The organism is Streptomyces sp. NPDC101191, assembly GCF_044767915.1.
Classification (GTDB): domain Bacteria; phylum Actinomycetota; class Actinomycetes; order Streptomycetales; family Streptomycetaceae; genus Streptomyces.
In genome coordinates, this window is record NZ_JBIWOU010000010.1 from 146,628 (window position 1) to 162,404 (window position 15,777).

13 protein-coding genes are annotated in these 15,777 nt (G+C 72.1%); 5 read left to right on the top strand and 8 right to left on the bottom strand.

All coding sequences use genetic code 11. From position 1 onward, the window contains the following. Positions 1-586 precede the first annotated feature (586 nt). Together ppdK and ACIRQF_RS32395 are read left to right on the top strand one after the other, a co-directional pair. The gene (gene ppdK / locus ACIRQF_RS32390) at positions 587-3,298 is read left to right on the top strand and encodes a pyruvate, phosphate dikinase (RefSeq protein WP_376630231.1); all 2,712 of its coding nucleotides are present in this window, start codon (positions 587-589) and stop codon (positions 3,296-3,298) included. Positions 3,299-3,867: 569 nt separating this feature from the next. Further along, a complete protein-coding gene (locus ACIRQF_RS32395; protein WP_376630229.1) occupies positions 3,868-4,896 on the top strand; it encodes an ArsR/SmtB family transcription factor in 1,029 nt (342 codons plus the stop codon). Here ACIRQF_RS32395 and ACIRQF_RS32400 read toward each other — a convergent pair. Continuing rightward, positions 4,866-6,026 (bottom strand): alkaline phosphatase PhoX, encoded by a 1,161-nt coding sequence (locus ACIRQF_RS32400; protein ID WP_376630227.1) that lies wholly within the window; start codon positions 6,024-6,026, stop codon positions 4,866-4,868. The genes ACIRQF_RS32395 and ACIRQF_RS32400 overlap by 31 nt on opposite strands. Before the next feature lie 379 nt (positions 6,027-6,405). Here ACIRQF_RS32400 and ACIRQF_RS32405 point away from each other — a divergent pair, with 379 nt between their 5' ends. After that, entirely contained in the window at positions 6,406-6,870 is a 465-nt protein-coding gene (locus tag ACIRQF_RS32405; protein ID WP_404097770.1) for a group III truncated hemoglobin, read from the top strand. Positions 6,871-6,981: 111 nt separating this feature from the next. Continuing rightward, entirely contained in the window at positions 6,982-7,404 is a 423-nt protein-coding gene (locus ACIRQF_RS32410; RefSeq protein ID WP_404097772.1) for a VOC family protein, read from the top strand. Between the two features lie 97 nt (positions 7,405-7,501). Here the strand turns inward: ACIRQF_RS32410 and ACIRQF_RS32415 are convergent, their stop codons facing one another. The 5 genes from ACIRQF_RS32415 to ACIRQF_RS32435 form a co-directional block, all read right to left on the bottom strand. Beyond that, on the bottom strand, positions 7,502-8,260 hold the full coding sequence (locus ACIRQF_RS32415) for an SDR family NAD(P)-dependent oxidoreductase (RefSeq protein WP_376630221.1): 759 nt from the start codon (positions 8,258-8,260) through the stop codon (positions 7,502-7,504). A gap of 81 nt (positions 8,261-8,341) precedes the next feature. Next, positions 8,342-8,926, bottom strand: coding sequence for a TetR/AcrR family transcriptional regulator (locus ACIRQF_RS32420; protein WP_404097774.1), 585 nt, complete (start codon positions 8,924-8,926; stop codon positions 8,342-8,344). Between the two features lie 64 nt (positions 8,927-8,990). Further along, positions 8,991-9,320 carry a nitrite reductase small subunit NirD gene (gene nirD / locus ACIRQF_RS32425; protein WP_376630217.1) on the bottom strand — a complete coding sequence of 110 codons (330 nt, stop codon included), beginning with the start codon at positions 9,318-9,320 and terminating at the stop codon, positions 8,991-8,993. After that, a complete protein-coding gene (gene nirB / locus ACIRQF_RS32430; RefSeq protein WP_404097777.1) occupies positions 9,317-11,854 on the bottom strand; it encodes a nitrite reductase large subunit NirB in 2,538 nt (845 codons plus the stop codon). The genes nirD and nirB overlap by 4 nt, the downstream gene beginning before the upstream one ends. 1 nt (position 11,855) lies before the next feature. Further along, positions 11,856-13,067 carry an NAD(P)/FAD-dependent oxidoreductase gene (locus ACIRQF_RS32435; protein WP_376630213.1) on the bottom strand — a complete coding sequence of 404 codons (1,212 nt, stop codon included), beginning with the start codon at positions 13,065-13,067 and terminating at the stop codon, positions 11,856-11,858. A gap of 202 nt (positions 13,068-13,269) precedes the next feature. Here ACIRQF_RS32435 and ACIRQF_RS32440 point away from each other — a divergent pair, with 202 nt between their 5' ends. Then, entirely contained in the window at positions 13,270-14,055 is a 786-nt protein-coding gene (locus ACIRQF_RS32440) for a sulfite exporter TauE/SafE family protein (RefSeq protein ID WP_404097781.1), read from the top strand. A gap of 315 nt (positions 14,056-14,370) precedes the next feature. Here the strand turns inward: ACIRQF_RS32440 and ACIRQF_RS32445 are convergent, their stop codons facing one another. Both ACIRQF_RS32445 and ACIRQF_RS32450 read right to left on the bottom strand, forming a co-directional pair. Then, positions 14,371-14,991, bottom strand: a complete 621-nt coding sequence (locus ACIRQF_RS32445; protein WP_389750077.1) for a class F sortase — start codon at positions 14,989-14,991, stop codon at positions 14,371-14,373. Between the two features lie 82 nt (positions 14,992-15,073). Further along, the gene (locus tag ACIRQF_RS32450) at positions 15,074-15,610 is read right to left on the bottom strand and encodes a hypothetical protein (RefSeq protein WP_376630207.1); all 537 of its coding nucleotides are present in this window, start codon (positions 15,608-15,610) and stop codon (positions 15,074-15,076) included. Between the last annotated feature and the right edge of the window lie 167 nt (positions 15,611-15,777).

A 15,777-nucleotide genomic window follows, 5' to 3' on the forward strand; every position in this document is an offset into this window, starting at 1 on the left:
ACACTTCGGGCCCGCTCACGTGAGCGGGCCCGAAGTGTCGAACGGGTGGACACACCGTGTCCCTTCCGTCGCCCTGGCGAGTTACCCGTCGTCCCAGGGCGCCGTGGGCAGCTGGCCCGGAGTGGCACCGCGTGCACAAGATCGCCGGTGCGGACACAGGGTGACGTGCACGAATGGGCCGCCGCCGCGCACGGGAGGCCGGATCGTCCCGCGGACGGTCCGGATCGTGGGAATCGGACCGCCCTTACGGAGTGATTCTCGCCACCCCTGATAGGGGTACTGCTCAGATGAGCGGTATACGGTCGCCTGTGGCGGTTGAAGGGTGGCACGGAGTGCCACCCGTTTTGCGTTCAAGAGTTGAACGCATATGCCGAATAGCGCGCTCATGTGAGCGCTCTAGGCCTACTTTGAGTCAAACGAGCTTCGGGGCCTGAAAGCGCAAGCTACCTGACAGTTACTTTCGATGTGCTGGCGGACGGGTGGTTAAGACAGGGTGACCGGTAGGCGTACCTCCCCAGACGCCTTCGATCTGGGTATGTTCCTCGCCGTCAGGGCAGCCAACCGAGTCGTCGAGGAGTCGGGACCCGTGTCGGAAAACAATGATCAGAAGTTCGTGTACGACTTCACCGAGGGCAACAAGGACCTCAAGGACCTCCTTGGTGGCAAGGGTGCGAACCTGGCCGAGATGACCAACCTCGGTCTCCCGGTTCCCCCCGGCTTCACGATCACGACCGAGGCGTGCAAGACGTACCTCGACAGCGGCTCCGAGCCGGTGGAGCTCCGCGACGAGGTCAGCGCGCACCTCGACGCACTCGAGAGCAAGATGGGCAAGAAGCTCGGCCAGGCCGACAACCCGCTGCTCGTCTCCGTCCGCTCCGGTGCCAAGTTCTCGATGCCCGGCATGATGGACACGGTCCTCAACATCGGTCTCTCCGACGCCTCCGTCGAGGGTCTCGCCGCGCAGGCCGACAACGAGCGCTTCGCCTGGGACTCGTACCGCCGCCTCATCCAGATGTTCGGCAAGACCGTCCTCGGTGTGGACGGCGAGCTCTTCGAGGACGCCCTCGACGAGGCCAAGGCGGCCAAGAAGGTCGCCAGCGACACCGACCTGGACGCCGGCGACCTGAAGAAGCTCGTCAAGCAGTTCAAGAAGATCGTCAAGAGCGCGACCGGCCGCGACTTCCCGCAGGACCCGCGCGAGCAGATGGACCTGGCCATCAAGGCCGTCTTCGACTCGTGGAACGGCGACCGCGCGAAGCTGTACCGCCGCCAGGAGCGCATCCCGCACGACCTCGGCACCGCCGTCAACGTGTGCTCCATGGTCTTCGGCAACCTCGGCCCGGACTCCGGCACCGGCGTCGCCTTCACCCGCGACCCCGCCTCCGGCCACGCCGGCGTCTACGGCGACTACCTGCAGAACGCGCAGGGCGAGGACGTCGTCGCCGGTATCCGCAACACCGTGCCGCTCGCCGAGCTCGAGTCGATCGACAAGACGTCGTACGACCAGCTCATGCAGATCATGGAGACGCTCGAGACGCACTACAAGGACCTGTGCGACATCGAGTTCACCATCGAGCGCGGTCAGCTGTGGATGCTGCAGACCCGTATCGGCAAGCGCACCGCCGGCGCCGCCTTCCGCATCGCCACCCAGCTGGTGGACCAGGGCCTCATCGACGAGGCCGAGGCGCTGCAGCGAGTCAACGGCGCCCAGCTCGCCCAGCTGATGTTCCCGAAGTTCGACGAGAACGCCAAGGTGGAGCAGCTCGGCCGCGGTATCGCCGCCTCCCCGGGTGCCGCCGTCGGCAAGGCCGTCTTCGACTCGTACACGGCCGTCAAGTGGTCGCGCTCGGGCGAGAAGGTCATCCTGATCCGCCGGGAGACCAACCCGGACGACCTGGACGGCATGATCGCCGCCGAGGGCATCCTCACCTCCCGCGGCGGCAAGACCTCGCACGCCGCCGTCGTCGCCCGGGGCATGGGCAAGACCTGTGTCTGCGGCGCCGAGGAGCTCGAGGTCGACACCAAGCGCCGCCGCATGACCACCGCCTCCGGTGTGGTCATCGAGGAGGGCGACGTCGTCTCCATCGACGGCTCCACCGGCAAGGTGTACGTCGGTGAGGTGCCCGTCGTACCGTCCCCGGTCGTCGAGTACTTCGAGGGCCGGATGCACGCCGGTGCCGACGACGCCGACGAGCTGGTCCAGGCCGTGCACCGGATCATGGCCTACGCCGACCGCGTCCGCCGCCTGCGGGTCCGCGCCAACGCCGACAACGCCGAGGACGCCTCCCGTGCCCGCCGCTTCGGCGCCCAGGGCATCGGCCTGTGCCGCACCGAGCACATGTTCCTCGGTGAGCGCCGCCAGTACGTCGAGCGCCTGATCCTCGCCGACACCGACGAGGAGCGCGAGGAGTCGCTGAAGGCCCTCCTCCCGCTGCAGAAGAAGGACTTCGTCGAGCTCTTCGAGGCGATGGACGGCCTGCCGGTCACCGTGCGCCTGCTCGACCCGCCGCTGCACGAGTTCCTGCCCGACATCACCGAGCTCTCGGTGCGCGTCGCCCTCGCCGAGGCCCGCAAGGAGCCGCACGAGAACGACCTGCGGCTGCTCCAGGCCGTGCACCGGCTGCACGAGCAGAACCCGATGCTGGGTCTGCGCGGTGTCCGCCTCGGCCTGGTGATCCCCGGTCTGTTCACCATGCAGGTCCGTGCCATCGCCGAGGCCGCCGCCCAGCGCATCGACGCCAAGGGCGACCCGCGCGCCGAGATCATGATTCCGCTCGTCGGCACCGTCCAGGAGCTGGAGCTGGTCCGCGAGGAGGCCGAGGCGGTCATCGCCGAGGTCGTGGCGCAGACCGGCGTGGAGCTGAAGCTGGCCCTGGGCACCATGATCGAGCTGCCGCGCGCCGCCGTGACCGCCGGTCAGATCGCCGAGGCCGCCGAGTTCTTCTCCTTCGGCACCAACGACCTGACCCAGACGGTGTGGGGCTTCTCCCGCGACGACGTGGAGGCCAGCTTCTTCACCGCCTACCTGGAGAAGGGCATCTTCGGCGTCAGCCCCTTCGAGACCATCGACAAGGACGGCGTCGGCTCGCTGGTCCGTCAGGCCGTCGAGGCCGGCCGGGCCACCCGCCCGGACATCAAGCTCGGCGTCTGCGGCGAGCACGGCGGTGACCCGGAGTCGGTGCACTTCTTCCACGAGGTGGGCCTCGACTACGTCTCCTGCTCGCCGTTCCGGATCCCGGTGGCGCGTCTGGAGGCCGGCCGCGCGGCGGCCGAGTCGAAGGGCAGCGACAGCCGCTGACCCACCGCCGGCGGCGCCGCTGAACATCGGTTCAGTAGCGAAGTCGTGCGAAGACCACCGGAGCCGTCGCTCGTCCCCGACCCTCAAACCGATGGGCGGCGGCTCCGGTTTCCAAAGGAGACGGGGCGGACACCTTGTGCGGAGGTGTCCGCCCCGTCGTATTTCGTCCGGGCGTACCGTTGCATGATCGTTGGGGAAATGTGAGTTCCTGTTCAACTCCCCACGCAATATGCGCGTTGAATTATTGGGCGTTGAACTTCTTGCGCTTTCGCAAAGAATGAGACGGGCGCGACCCCCGGATCCCCACCCGGAGGCCGCGCCCATTGGGTTCGTCGGGCGGGTGAGCCGCAACCTCGCCGACCGCCGCCGGACGCGACTAAGCCCCCCACGGTCTTCGCCGCGTCACCTCGGTCCTGAAGGTTTCCCGTCCGACACGCACAGCTTTTCGGTTCCCGGCCGTTCGCCGCGAGGCTTTTCAAGTGTGGCTGAAACACCCTGGTAACGTGCAGTGATGCTGTGCATACTCGTCGTCGGGGGTGGTTGCGAGTGCACAGGTGGGGGTTCGGCATATGCTGCGGATTCATTTCACCGGAAACGACTTGGCCGGGGTGCGTATGGCTGCCCGGCCGGACGTTCTGTGGGAAACGATTCTCAGTTTTCACCGTTTAAGGGACCGGCGCGGCTCCGTCGTGTACGGAGAATGGCGCTCCGAGGCGCGCAGACGCCTGGGCGCCGAGACCCGGCTGCTCGGCGCCCTCGTGCCGAGTCGCGGCTATTTCCCCGACTTCCTGACGCCGCCCCAGGGCATCCTCGGGCTCGACGAGGGGCTGGACGCCGTCGGCGCCACACCGCCCGGCCGGCTGCACACCGAACTGGCCCTGATCGGCGCGGCCCGCGCCGGGCACCCCGCCGTGCCGCCCGCGCTGCGGACCCTCGCCGACGGCGGCACCAAGCCCCTCGGCCGGCTCCTCTCGGCGCTGAGCAGCTATCACCGGGCCGCCGTCGAGCCGTACTGGACCCACATCCAGGCCCAGGTCGAGGCCGACCGGGCGCGCCGCGGCCGGGCCCTGCTCGACGGGGGCGCGGACGAACTCCTCGCCTCCCTGCCGCCGATGCTCCGCTGGCACAGCCCGGTCCTGGAGGCCGACTACCCGGTCGACCGGGACGTGCACCTCGACGGGCGCGGGCTGCTGCTCCAGCCGTCCTGGTTCTGCCGCGGTACGGCGGTCGTGCTGCGTGACCCGGAGCTGACGCCGGTGCTGGTCTACCCGATCACCCACGGCGAGTCGCCGACCCTGCGCGCCCCCGGCCTGCCCTCGCTGGCGAAGCTCGTCGGGCACACCCGCTCCGCGGTGCTCAGCGCCATCGGCGACGGCGGCACGACGAGCGAACTGGCCCGCAGGGCCGGGGTGTCCCTGGCCTCCGCGAGCCAGCACGCCGGCGTCCTGCGCGAGGCCGGCCTGGTCGCCACGCTGCGGCACGGCAACGCGGTCCTGCACACCCTGACGCCGTTGGGCGCCGCCCTCCTGGGAGGCGGCGGCGCCCACGGCCGGGTCGGTCACCGGTGCTACGCGCGGAACGGGCCGGTCACCTCGTAGGTGATGCCGCCCGAGGAACTGCCGGTGGTGCCGCGCTGGCTGGAGAAGTAGAGCCGGGTGCCGTCGGGGGAGAAGGCCGGTCCGGTGATCTCGGAGCCCGACTGGCCGTTGATCCGCAGGAACGGCGTGACGACGTCGTCCGGTGTGATGATGCAGATCTCCATGTTGCCGCCGTCCTCGGCGACGAACAGGTCGCCCGAGGACGAGCCGGTGACGTTGTCGACACCGGTGAGCGGCGCGCCCCCGCCGGTCACCAGCGAGTCGTCGTAGGCCAGCTCGTAGGTGCCGGCGGCCAGGTTCACCTGCCAGACCCGGTTGTCGCCCTTGGTGGTGAACCAGACGGTGTCGTTCGCGTAGTGGCAGCCCTCGCCGCCGTTGAAGCGCTTGGCGCCGGAGACCTGGTTGCGGGTGGTGGTCGGCGAGCCGTCCGGGTCCGGCACGGTCTGCCAGGTGAAGGTGCCGGAGGTGGCGGTGCCGGCCTTGAGGACCTGCAGGGTGCCGGAGGAGAGGTTGCCCCAGGTGGTGGGCAGGAAGCGGTAGAAGCAGCCGTCCGTCTCGTCCTCGGTGAGGTAGATCGCCCGGCGCACCGGGTCGGCGGCGGCGGCCTCGTGCTTGAACCTGCCCAGGGCGTCACGGCGGACGGCCGCGTTCACGCCGTACGGGTCGGTCTCGTACACGTACCCGAGGCTGACCTCCTCGCAGGACAGCCAGGTGTTCCACGGCGTCCTGCCGCCGGCGCAGTTCTGCCGGGTGCCGGACAGGATCCGGTAGGCGCCCGTGATCGTGCCGGACGCGTCGAACCGCACCGCGCTCGCGCCGCCGCTCGGGTTGATCTCCGAGTTCGACACGTAGATCCACCCCGTGCCGTCGGCGAAGCAGGCCCCGCCGTCGGGGGCGCTGTGCCAGGTGTACGAGGTGCCCGTGACCGTCTGAGAGGACCGGGCGATCACCCGGCTGCTGAACCCGGCCGGCAGCTGGATGCCGTTCGCGTCCGCCGCGCCGAGCGCCCCGTAGGGGCCGGCGCCGGGCTGGGCGGGCGCGGCGAGTGCCGTCCCGCCCCAGAGGCTGCCGCCGAAGGCGGCGGCCGACGTACCGATGACCGCTCCACGCAGGAAACTGCGTCGCTCCACGTCTCACTCCCGTTAAAGGTGTGACTGGCCCCGCCGCACCTTCGGCGACGGGGTCGCGCGGTCCTGGAATCTAGGAGTCCGGAGTTGACCTGGCGTCAACGGACGGTGACGGGAGTGCGGCGGACGGTGGGCGGGGGCGGGTGGCCGCGCCCCCGCTGACGGGCGACGGGTTCCGGCCATGACGATGCGACGCCGGCGTGCTGGAGGCGCGCGGCCGCGTCCGCTACCCCTCGGGACCGGCCGAGGGCCCGGTCCGTCCGCTCGGCGACGGCACCTGGCTCACGTACGACCGCGCAGCCGGGCCCTGCACCGCCGGCGGTCCGCTCCCCGGGCCCTTCGGCACTGGGCGGACCGGGCTCCTGTGCGCGACCCTGGGGGCATGTCCGCTCCCCGTGCCCTCCGTGACATCGGCTCCCGCGACGACCTCGACGTCCTGCTGCGGCGCTTCTACGAGGCGGCCTTCGCCGATCGGCTCATCGGGCCCTTCTTCACCGAGGTCGCCGGCACCGACCTGGAGGTCCACCTGCCGAGGATCACCGACTTCTGGGAGCGAGCGCTGCTCCGCGGTGCGGAGTACCGGCGGGACGCCTTCGCGCCGCACGCCGCGCTGCACTCCGTGCGGCCCCTCACCGCCGCCCACTTCGGACGCTGGACGCAGCTGTGGCGGGCGGCTGTCGACGGGCTCCACCAGGGGCCGGTGGCCGAGCGGGCCAAGGAGCAGGGGGAGCGGATCGCCGTGGCCCTGCTGCGGCGCCTCGAAGGGCGCGACGCGTCCACCGACGCCCCCGAGGGGCAGGGCGGCTTCGTGCCGCTGGCGGCGCTCAGGCTGCGGTCGGCGGCCTGAGCGGAAAAGATTTCCGGGGAAAGCGCCGCGACGCCGATGAGTTCCGGCGGGCCCGCCCGTCTTACCTCTCGAAAGCGCCGACACGGCTCCTACGGAAGAGAGAGTGACACCATGGCCCCGCAGATGATCTTCGTGAACCTGCCGGTGACGGACCTGGACGCCAGCAAGGCCTTCTACGAGAAGCTCGGCTACGCGATCAACCCGCAGTTCACGGACGAGACCGCCGCGTGCGTGGTCATCAGCGACACGATCTACGCGATGCTGCTGACCGAGGAGAAGTTCAGGAGCTTCCTCGCGCCCGGCAAGGAGGTCTCCGACGCCACCAAGAGCACCGAGGTGCTCGTCACGCTGAGCGCCGAGAGCCGCGAGAAGGTCGACGAGCTCGCCGACCGGGCGCTGGCCGCCGGCGGCAGCCCGGCGAAGGAGCCGATGGACATGGGCTTCATGTACGGGCGCTCCTTCGCCGACCCGGACGGCCACCACTGGGAGGTCTTCTGGATGGACGTGGCGGCCGCCCAGGGCGCCCAGGGCTGATCGCCCGCGGCCCCTCGCAAGGACCCGCGAGGACCTCACGAGGGCCACGAGGACCACGAGGTCCGTCGGGGCCCGTCGGGTCAGGAGCCGGGGCCCGTCAGGCCGAGACGCCGCCGTCGATCACCAGATCCGTGCCGACGGCGGAGCCGGCCGCGTCCGAGGCGAGGTAGAGCACCGCGGCCGCGATCTCGGCCGCCGAGGAGATCCGCCCGAGCGGCGACTGCTCCTTCATCCGCACCGCACGCTCGGCCTCCGTCTCGCCCGGCAGCAGCGACATCGCGGACTCCGAGGCCCCGGGGCTGACCGCGTTGATCCGGATACCGTCGGCGACGTGGTCGAGCGCGGCGGCCCGGGTGATCGCCGAGACGGCGGCCTTGGAGACCTGGTAGCCGAAGACCCCGGGGACGCGCACGTGGGGGCCCAGGTTGGACGAGATGTTCACGATGGCCCCGCCGCCGTGCGCGCGCATGTGGGCGATCTCCGCCTGGAGCGCGTGCAGGACGCCGGTGACGTTGATGTCGAGCAGCGTCCGCCAGTCCTCCAGCGGGAAGTCGCCGGCGCGGTGACCGCCGCGGAACACCCCGGCGTTGTTGACGGCGACGTCGAGCCCCCCGAAGGCCTCGACCGTGTCCCGCACGAGGCGGTGCATGTCCTCGGAGACGGCGACGTCGGCGGTGAACGCGCGGGCGGTGCCGCCCGCGGCCTCGATCAGCTCCACCGTCCCGTCGAGCGGGGCGGCGCCGCGGCCCGCGACGGCCACCTTCGCGCCCTCGGCGGCGAAGGCGAGCGCGATGGCCCGGCCGAGCCCGGAGCCGGCGCCGGTGACGAGGACGGTGCGCTCGGTGAATCGGTTCATTTCTCCCCCTGTATTTGACCGTACGTTCTCGTATCAGGGCCTAAGAAAGGGGCGCCCGAAGGCGCCCCTGCGCGGAGCCCGTCAGTCGAGCAGGGCCAGGGCCTGCTCCGCCGCGTCGCGCACGCGGGAGGGGTCGCCGGACGCCTTGCCCACCACCCGCAGCCCCTGCATCAGGACGAGCAGCATCCGGGCGAGGGCCCGCGGATCACGCCCCGCCGGCAGCTCGCCCTGGGCCCTGGCCCGGCTGAGCGCGCTGTGCAGCAGCGTCTCGACCTGCTCCCAGCTGAGCTCCACCCGGCGGGCCACCGCTCCGTCGTGCGGGGCCAGTTCCGTCGCCGAGTTGGTGACCAGGCAGCCGTTCTGGCGGACCCCGTCGGTCCCGGCCTCCGCCGCGAACCGGCGCACCAGGGCCCGGACGGCCGGCAGGGCCGGGCCGGGCGCGGACAACTCCTCCGTGATCCGCGGGTCGCGGCTCTCCAGATAGCGGTCCAGGGCCTTCATGTACAGCTCGTGCTTGCTGCCGAAGGTCGCGTAGACGCTGGCCCGGCCGATGCCGAGGTGCTCGACGAGGTCCGCCATCGACGTCGCCTCGTAGCCGCGCGCCCAGAACAGCTCGAGAGCGGCCTGGAGCGCGGCGTCGGGATCGAATTCCTTGGTCCTGGCCACGGCGTGACCGTACGTCTTTCTGGACCGAACGGTCAAGTATGGGCCTCATGGGGGAAGGGGCGGGTCAGACCGTCCGTACCGGGTAGACCGCCACCGCCACCTCGTCGTCGTCCAGGCACCGTCCCGTCTCCAGGTCGAAGCGCTGCTTGAGGAGCGGCGAGGCCACGAACACCCGCCCGCCCGCCGAGCCGAGCAGGCCCCGGGAGAGCACCTGGGCCCCCGTGAACGGGTCACGGTTGTCGATCGCGTAGGTCCGGCCGGAGCGGTCCCTGAAGACCGCGGCCTGCCGGCCGTCCGGCAGCAGCGCCGCCATGCCCCGGCCCGGGGTGAGTCGCGTCTCCTCGCAGACCGTCATCCAGGCGTCTTCTGCGGGGGAGAGTTCGAGGGTCGTCATCGGGAGGCTCCTTCCAGGGTGCCGATCGTGAGGATCTGGAGGTCGGGCTTGATCTGGTCGCGCTCCGGCACGAACTTCACCGAAGGGTCCGGCGTCTCCGGCGCGTTGACGAAGGACACGAAGCGGCGCAGCCGGTCCGGGTCGTCCAGGGTCGCGGCCCACTCGTCCCGGTAGTCCGCGACGTGCGCCGCCATCAGCGCCTCCAGCTCGTCGCACAGGCCGAGCGAGTCGTTCACCACCACGTCCCGCAGGTGGTCGAGGCCGCCTTCCAGGCGCTCCAGCCACACCGAGGTGCGCTCCAGGCGGTCGGCGGTACGGATGTAGAACATCAGGAACCGGTCGATCAGGCGCACCAGTTCGGCGTCCGACAGGTCCTGGGCGAGCAGGTCGGCGTGGCGCGGGGTCGCGCCGCCGTTGCCGCCGACGTACAGGTTCCAGCCGTTGGCGGTGGCGATGACGCCGAAGTCCTTCGACTGGGCCTCCGCGCACTCACGGGCGCAGCCCGAGACCGCCGACTTCAGCTTGTGCGGGGCGCGCAGACCGCGGTAGCGGAGCTCCAGCTGGATCGCCATCTTCACGGAGTCCTGCACGCCGTAGCGGCACCAGGTCTGGCCCACGCAGGACTTCACCGTGCGCAGCGCCTTGCCGTACGCGTGCCCCGACTCGAAGCCGGCGTCGACGAGCCGCGTCCAGATCGAGGGGAGCTGGTCCACCCGCGCGCCGAAGAGGTCGATCCGCTGACCGCCGGTGATCTTCGTGTAGAGGCCGAAGTCGCGGGCCACCTCGCCGATCACGATCAGCTTCTCGGGGGTGATCTCGCCGCCCGGGATGCGCGGCACCACGGAGTAGGAGCCGTTGCGCTGGAGGTTGGCCAGGTGGTGGTCGTTGGTGTCCTGCAGCGAGGCCTGCTCGCCGTCCAGGATGTAGCCGCCCAGCCCGATCGCCGGCGCGAGGCTGGCCAGCACGGAGCCGACGGTCGGCTTGCAGACCTCGCAGCCGTCGCCGCCCTTGGCCTCCTCCCGGCCGTGCGAGTCGAGCAGGGCGGCGAAGGAGGTCACGCGGAGAGCGCGGGCGATCTCGTAGAGCTCGCTGCGGCTGTACGCGAAGCAGCCGCAGAGTCCCTTGTCGGCGGCGGCCGGCAGCAGCTTCTCGATCACCTTCACACAACTGCCGCAGCCCGTGCCGGCCTTGGTGCACTTCTTCACCTCGGGCAGCGAGGCGCACTGTGTGATCGCGTGCTTGGTGACGTTGTGGCAGGAGCAGATCACCGCGTCGTCCGGCAGCGCGGACGGGCCGAGCGCGACGGGCGCGCCGACCCCCGCCGGGAGCACCAGCTGTTCGGGGGAGACCGGCGGCCTGGAGCCGGTCAGCGGGCGAAGCAGACCGTAGGACTCGGCGTCGCCGACCAGGACGCCGCCGAGCAGCGTGCCCTCGCCGTCCACGACCAGCTTCTTGTAGACGCCGGAGCGCGAGTCGGAGTAGACGACGTCCAGGCAGCCCTCGGTGGTGCCGTGCGCGTCGCCGAAGGAGGCCACGTCCACGCCGAGCAGCTTCAGCTTGGTCGACAGGTCGGCGCCGGTGAAGCCCTTGGTGCTCTCCTCGGCGATCGTCGCCGCCGCGGTCTGCGCCATCTCGTAGCCCGGGGCCACCAGGCCGTACACCCGCCCGTCGGAGGCGAGCGCGCACTCGCCGATCGCGAACACCGCCGGGTCGGAGGTCCGGCACAGCTCGTCCACGGCGATGCCGCCGCGCTCGCCGACCTCCAGACCGCAGTCGCGGGCCAGCTGGTCGCGGGGGCGGACGCCCGCCGAGAACACCACCATCTCCGTCGCCAGTTCGGAGCCGTCCGACAGGCGCATGCCCGTGACCGCGCCGTCCTCGGTGACGACCTCCTGGGTGCCCGTCCCGGTGTGGACGGTCAGGCCCATCTGCTCGATCGTGCGCAGCAGGGCCGCGCCGCCGCCCTCGTCCACCTGCACCGGCATCAGCCGGGGCGCGAACTCCACGATGTGCGTGTCGAGTCCGAGGCCCTTGAGCGCGCCGGCCGCCTCCAGGCCGAGCAGGCCGCCGCCGACGACCGCGCCGGTCGTCCGGCCCTTCGCGTACTCCTCGATCGCGAGCAGGTCCTCGATCGTCCGGTAGACGAAGCAGCCGTGGGCGTCCTTGCCGGGCACCGGCGGCACGAAGGGGAAGGAGCCGGTGGCCAGGACGAGCATGTCGTACGCGAAGACCCGGCCGGACCGGGCGGTCACCGTGCGGGCCGCGCGGTCGACGGCGACGGCCGGGTCGTCCGTGTACAGCTCGATGCCGTGCCGCTCCATGAAGCCGTCCTCGACCAGGGACAGGTCGTCGGGGGTCTTCCCGGAGAAGTACGAGGTCAGCTGGACGCGGTCGTAGGCGGGGCGGGGCTCCTCGCAGAGCACCACGATCCGGGCCCGCGCGGCGACGCCCCGGTCCGCGAGCGCCTCCAGGAACCGCTGGCCGACCATGCCGTGGCCGACCAGGACGATGGTGGGGGTGGGAGGGGTCGTCATGTCAGGAGCCTCCGTCGTGGGTGAGCAGGTGAAGCAGGGGGGCGTCTGACAGGGCCTCGTCGCCCTCCCAGGCCCGGGCGAGCGTGCCGACCGCGGCGAGATCGCCGAGGAGCACGCCGCCGACGAGCCGGTCGCCACGGACGACGACCTTCCGGTAGGCCCGCCGCGTCGCGTCCGTGAGTCGCACGACGTCGTCGCCGGGGGCGGGGGTGGTCTCACCGAACGCCGCCAGGTCCAGCGACTCGGGGCCGCCGAGGGTGAGCCGGGTGAGCGCGCGGGTGCCGGTGTAGCGGGGGCGGACCACGGGGGCCGGTCCGTCGGCCCGCTCCGCGAGGAGCAGCTCCGCCAGCACGTCGGCCTGGTCGAGCGCGGGGCCGGCCAGGCCGTACACGCGCCCGCCGTGCTCGGCGCAGTCGCCGATCGCGTGGACGGCCGGGTCCGAGGTGCGCAGCTCGTCGTCGACCACGACGCCCGTGCGGACGTCGAGACCGGCTTCGCGGGCCAGCGCCACCCGGGGGCGGACCCCGCAGGCGAGGACGACGACCTGCGCGTCGAGGACGAACCCGTCGGCGAGCTCGACCGCGGTGACCGCGCCGTCCCGCTGCCGCAGCCCGCTCACCCGGCACTCGGTGTGCACCTCGACGCCGAGCTCCTCCATGTGCGCGCGGAGCAGGGCCGAGGACTCCTCGTCCAGCTGCCGCTCCATGAGGCGCTCGCCCTGCTGGGTGAGCATCACCTCGGCGCCGAGCGCCGTGAGCGCCCGGGCCGCCGAGACACCGAGCAGGCCGCCGCCGACGACGACCGCACGCACCCCGGGCCGGACGAGCTCGCGCAGCGCCAGGCAGTCGTCGAGCGTGCGGAACGCGTGGACCCCGGAGGGGAGCGCCGCCCCGCGCAGTCCGCGCAGCGGCGGCAGCACCGGCGCCGAACCGGTCGCGAGGACCAGCCGGTCGTACGGCACGAGGGCACCGTCCGCACACTCCACCGTGCGGGCCGCGCGGTCGATCCGCACCGCCCGCGCACCGAGCCGGGCCGGCTCGCGCGCCTCGGGCAGCGTGATCACCTCGGGGCCGTAGCGGCCGGCGAGGACGTCGGCGAGCAGCAGGCGGTTGTACGGCGTGTGCGGCTCCTCGCCGAGGAGCGTGACCGGCAGCCGCTGGGCGAGCCGGGCGCCCGCCGTTCCGCCCCCGACCACCACGATCCGTGTACTCATGACCGGAAGCCTGCGCGGTGGGTGTTACCCGACGGGATCCCGGCTGTTTCCCGTACGGAACGCCGGCCTCACCGCGGGCCCGGCGTGCTGTGAGGGCCCCGACCGGCGTATACGGCCCGCCGGGACGGCCGCAAGCTCAGACGTAGCTCAAGACTCCCGAGATCGATGGATGACGCACACATCCGGGCTCTAGGCTCACGGCATGCCTGACATATCCCTGACCACTCTCGCTCTGCTCTGCGTCGCGGCGCTGGCCGCCGGCTGGATCGACGCCGTGGTCGGGGGCGGCGGTCTGCTTCTGCTGCCCGCGCTGCTGCTCGGTCTGCCGCACCTGCCGGCCGCGCAGATCCTGGGCACCAACAAGGCCGTGGCGATCGTCGGCACCTCCGGCGCTGCCGTCACCTACGCCCGCAAGGCACCCGTGCAGGTCGGCACGGCCGTGCGCATCGGGCTCGCGGCCCTCGCCGGCTCGATGGGCGGCGCCTTTTTCGCGGCCGGGATCAGCAGCGAGGTGCTGCGGCCGGTGATCATGGTGGTCCTGCTCGCCGTCGCCGGCTTCGTGATGTTCCGCCCGTCCTTCGGCACCCGCCCCGAGGGCGCCGAGCGGCCGCCGCTCACGCGGGCCCGGATCGTCACGGCGATCGTCGTGGTCGGCGGCGGGATCGGCTTCTACGACGGCCTCTTCGGGCCCGGTACCGGCACCTTCCTGGTGCTGTCCCTGACCGCCGTGCTCCACCTGGACCTGGTCACGGCCTCCGCCACGGCCAAGATCGTCAACGTCTGCACCAACGCGGGCGCGCTCGCCATGTTCGCCTACCAGGGGCACGTGATGTGGCTGCTGGCGGGCGTCATGGCGGTCTTCAACCTGGCGGGCGGCATGATCGGCGCGCGGATGGCGCTGCGGAAGGGCTCGGAGTTCGTCCGCGGGGTGCTGCTCGTGGTCGTCTTCTCGCTGGTCGCGAAGCTCGCCTTCGACCAGTGGGCCTGAGGGGCGCGGGGGTCCGGCCTGCGTGCGGAGCGTGACCGGCGCGGGGCGTGCGGGGCCTGACCGGCGGGGGGCGTGCGGGGCCTGACCGGTGCGGGAACCCGGCCGGTGGGAAGGGCCCGGCCGGTGGGAAGGGCCCGGCCGGTGGGAGGGGGCCGGGCGGCGTGCGGAACCCGGCCGGCGTGCGGAACCCGGCCGGCGTGCGGAACCCGGCCGGTGGGAGGGGCCCGACCGTCGAGCGGGCCCGGCCGCCGCGGTGGACCTGACCGCCGGGGCGCGCGGCCGCCCGGGCCGGGAGCGAGGGGGCGACCTCCGCCGCTACTTCACGCCGATGAGGTGCCCGAAAGCGACGACGTTGCCCTGGTAGCCGCCGGACTTCCGGGAGAAGCCGCCGCCGCAGGTGATCACCCGGATCTCGGCCCGGTCGGCCTCCCCGTACACCTTGGCGTCGGGGAAGCGGTCCTTCTCGTAGACCTCGATCGCGTCGATCGTGAACACGGCGGTACGGCCGTCCTGGCGGTCCACCTCGATCCGGTGGCCCTTCTTCAGGGCGCCCAGGGCGTAGAAGACGGCCGGTCCCTGCGCGTTGTCGACGTGGCCCGCGACGATCGCGGTGCCCTTCGCGCCGGGCGTGGTGCCGTTCTCGTACCACCCGGCCAGATTGCGGTCGGCGGCCGGCGGCACCTCCAGCGAGCCGTCGGCGCCGAGCCCGAGCCCCGTCAGGGGCGCGTCCACGTCGATCTCGGGGACGCGCAGCCGCAGCGGGGCGGAGGGCGGCAGCGGGTCGGCGGCGGCGTCGGTGTGGACGCTCGGCCCGGCGGCGAAGGCCTGGGCGGCCGAGGGGACGGGTGGGGTCACCTCGCCGGAGCCGTTCTGGATCATCCAGAGGCCCACGCAGGCCGCGAGGGCTATGCCCCAGCCCTTGCTGCGGATGCTCACGGGCGTTCCTCCCTCCGGGTGTGGTCCTGCCCCCGCCGGGCCGTCAGCGGGCACGCGGCGGGGGCAGGAGCTGGCGGTACGGTCAGCCGTCCTGCGCGCCGCTCGCCCGGCGGCGCAGGAGCCAGGTACCGCCCACGGCGGCCGCGGCCAGCACCGCCACGCCCGCCGTGATCTGGGCGGTGTCGGCGCCCACACTGCCGCCGACACCGGTCTGCACATGGCCGCTGGGGCTCTTGTGCTTGACGACGACGTCGCCGCGGGCCGTCTTGCCGTTGTCGCAGGCGACGCTGATGCCGTAGGTCCCCGCCTTGGCGTGGTGCGGCACGGTGAACTGGCCGACCACGACCTCCTTGTGGGTGCTGGGGTTGAGCTGGAACTCGCCCGCGCCGAGCGAGTTCGCGTCGCCGACGCCGTGACCGTGGGAGCCGCAGGCGAGGGTGTTCACGGTGACGGTGGAGCCCGGGTCGGCCGAGGAGGGGAAGATCTCCAGGGCCTCGGAGCCGTGTCCGTCGTTGTTGCCGTGTCCGTCGTTCGCGAGCGCCGCGGGGGCGGCGAAGGCGCCCAGGGCGACGATCGTGAGCGCGGTACCGGTGAGCAGTCGGGCGGGGTTGCGGCGCATGGGGTCCTCCGGGGCGCGCGAACATGTGTGCCGGAAGCGGGACGTTCTTCCGTAGGACCGAGATAAACGGGTGGCCGGTCCCACCGCCTGCTGAGGGAGGATCAGAATTGCTCCGTCCGGGACGGCGCGGCGCCTGGATTTCCGGGATCTCCGCAGGTCAGAGCCGA

Coding starts and splice junctions, on each gene's coding strand:
- ACIRQF_RS32395 (WP_376630229.1), top strand. CDS start 3,868: ATGCTGCGGATTCATTTCACCGGAAACGACTTGGCCGGGGTGCGTATG.
- ACIRQF_RS32405 (WP_404097770.1), top strand. CDS start 6,406: ATGTCCGCTCCCCGTGCCCTCCGTGACATCGGCTCCCGCGACGACCTC.
- ACIRQF_RS32410 (WP_404097772.1), top strand. CDS start 6,982: ATGGCCCCGCAGATGATCTTCGTGAACCTGCCGGTGACGGACCTGGAC.
- ACIRQF_RS32415 (WP_376630221.1), bottom strand. CDS start 8,260: ATGAACCGATTCACCGAGCGCACCGTCCTCGTCACCGGCGCCGGCTCC.
- nirD (WP_376630217.1), bottom strand. CDS start 9,320: ATGACGACCCTCGAACTCTCCCCCGCAGAAGACGCCTGGATGACGGTC.
- nirB (WP_404097777.1), bottom strand. CDS start 11,854: ATGACGACCCCTCCCACCCCCACCATCGTCCTGGTCGGCCACGGCATG.
- ACIRQF_RS32435 (WP_376630213.1), bottom strand. CDS start 13,067: ATGAGTACACGGATCGTGGTGGTCGGGGGCGGAACGGCGGGCGCCCGG.
- ACIRQF_RS32440 (WP_404097781.1), top strand. CDS start 13,270: ATGCCTGACATATCCCTGACCACTCTCGCTCTGCTCTGCGTCGCGGCG.
- ACIRQF_RS32450 (WP_376630207.1), bottom strand. CDS start 15,610: ATGCGCCGCAACCCCGCCCGACTGCTCACCGGTACCGCGCTCACGATC.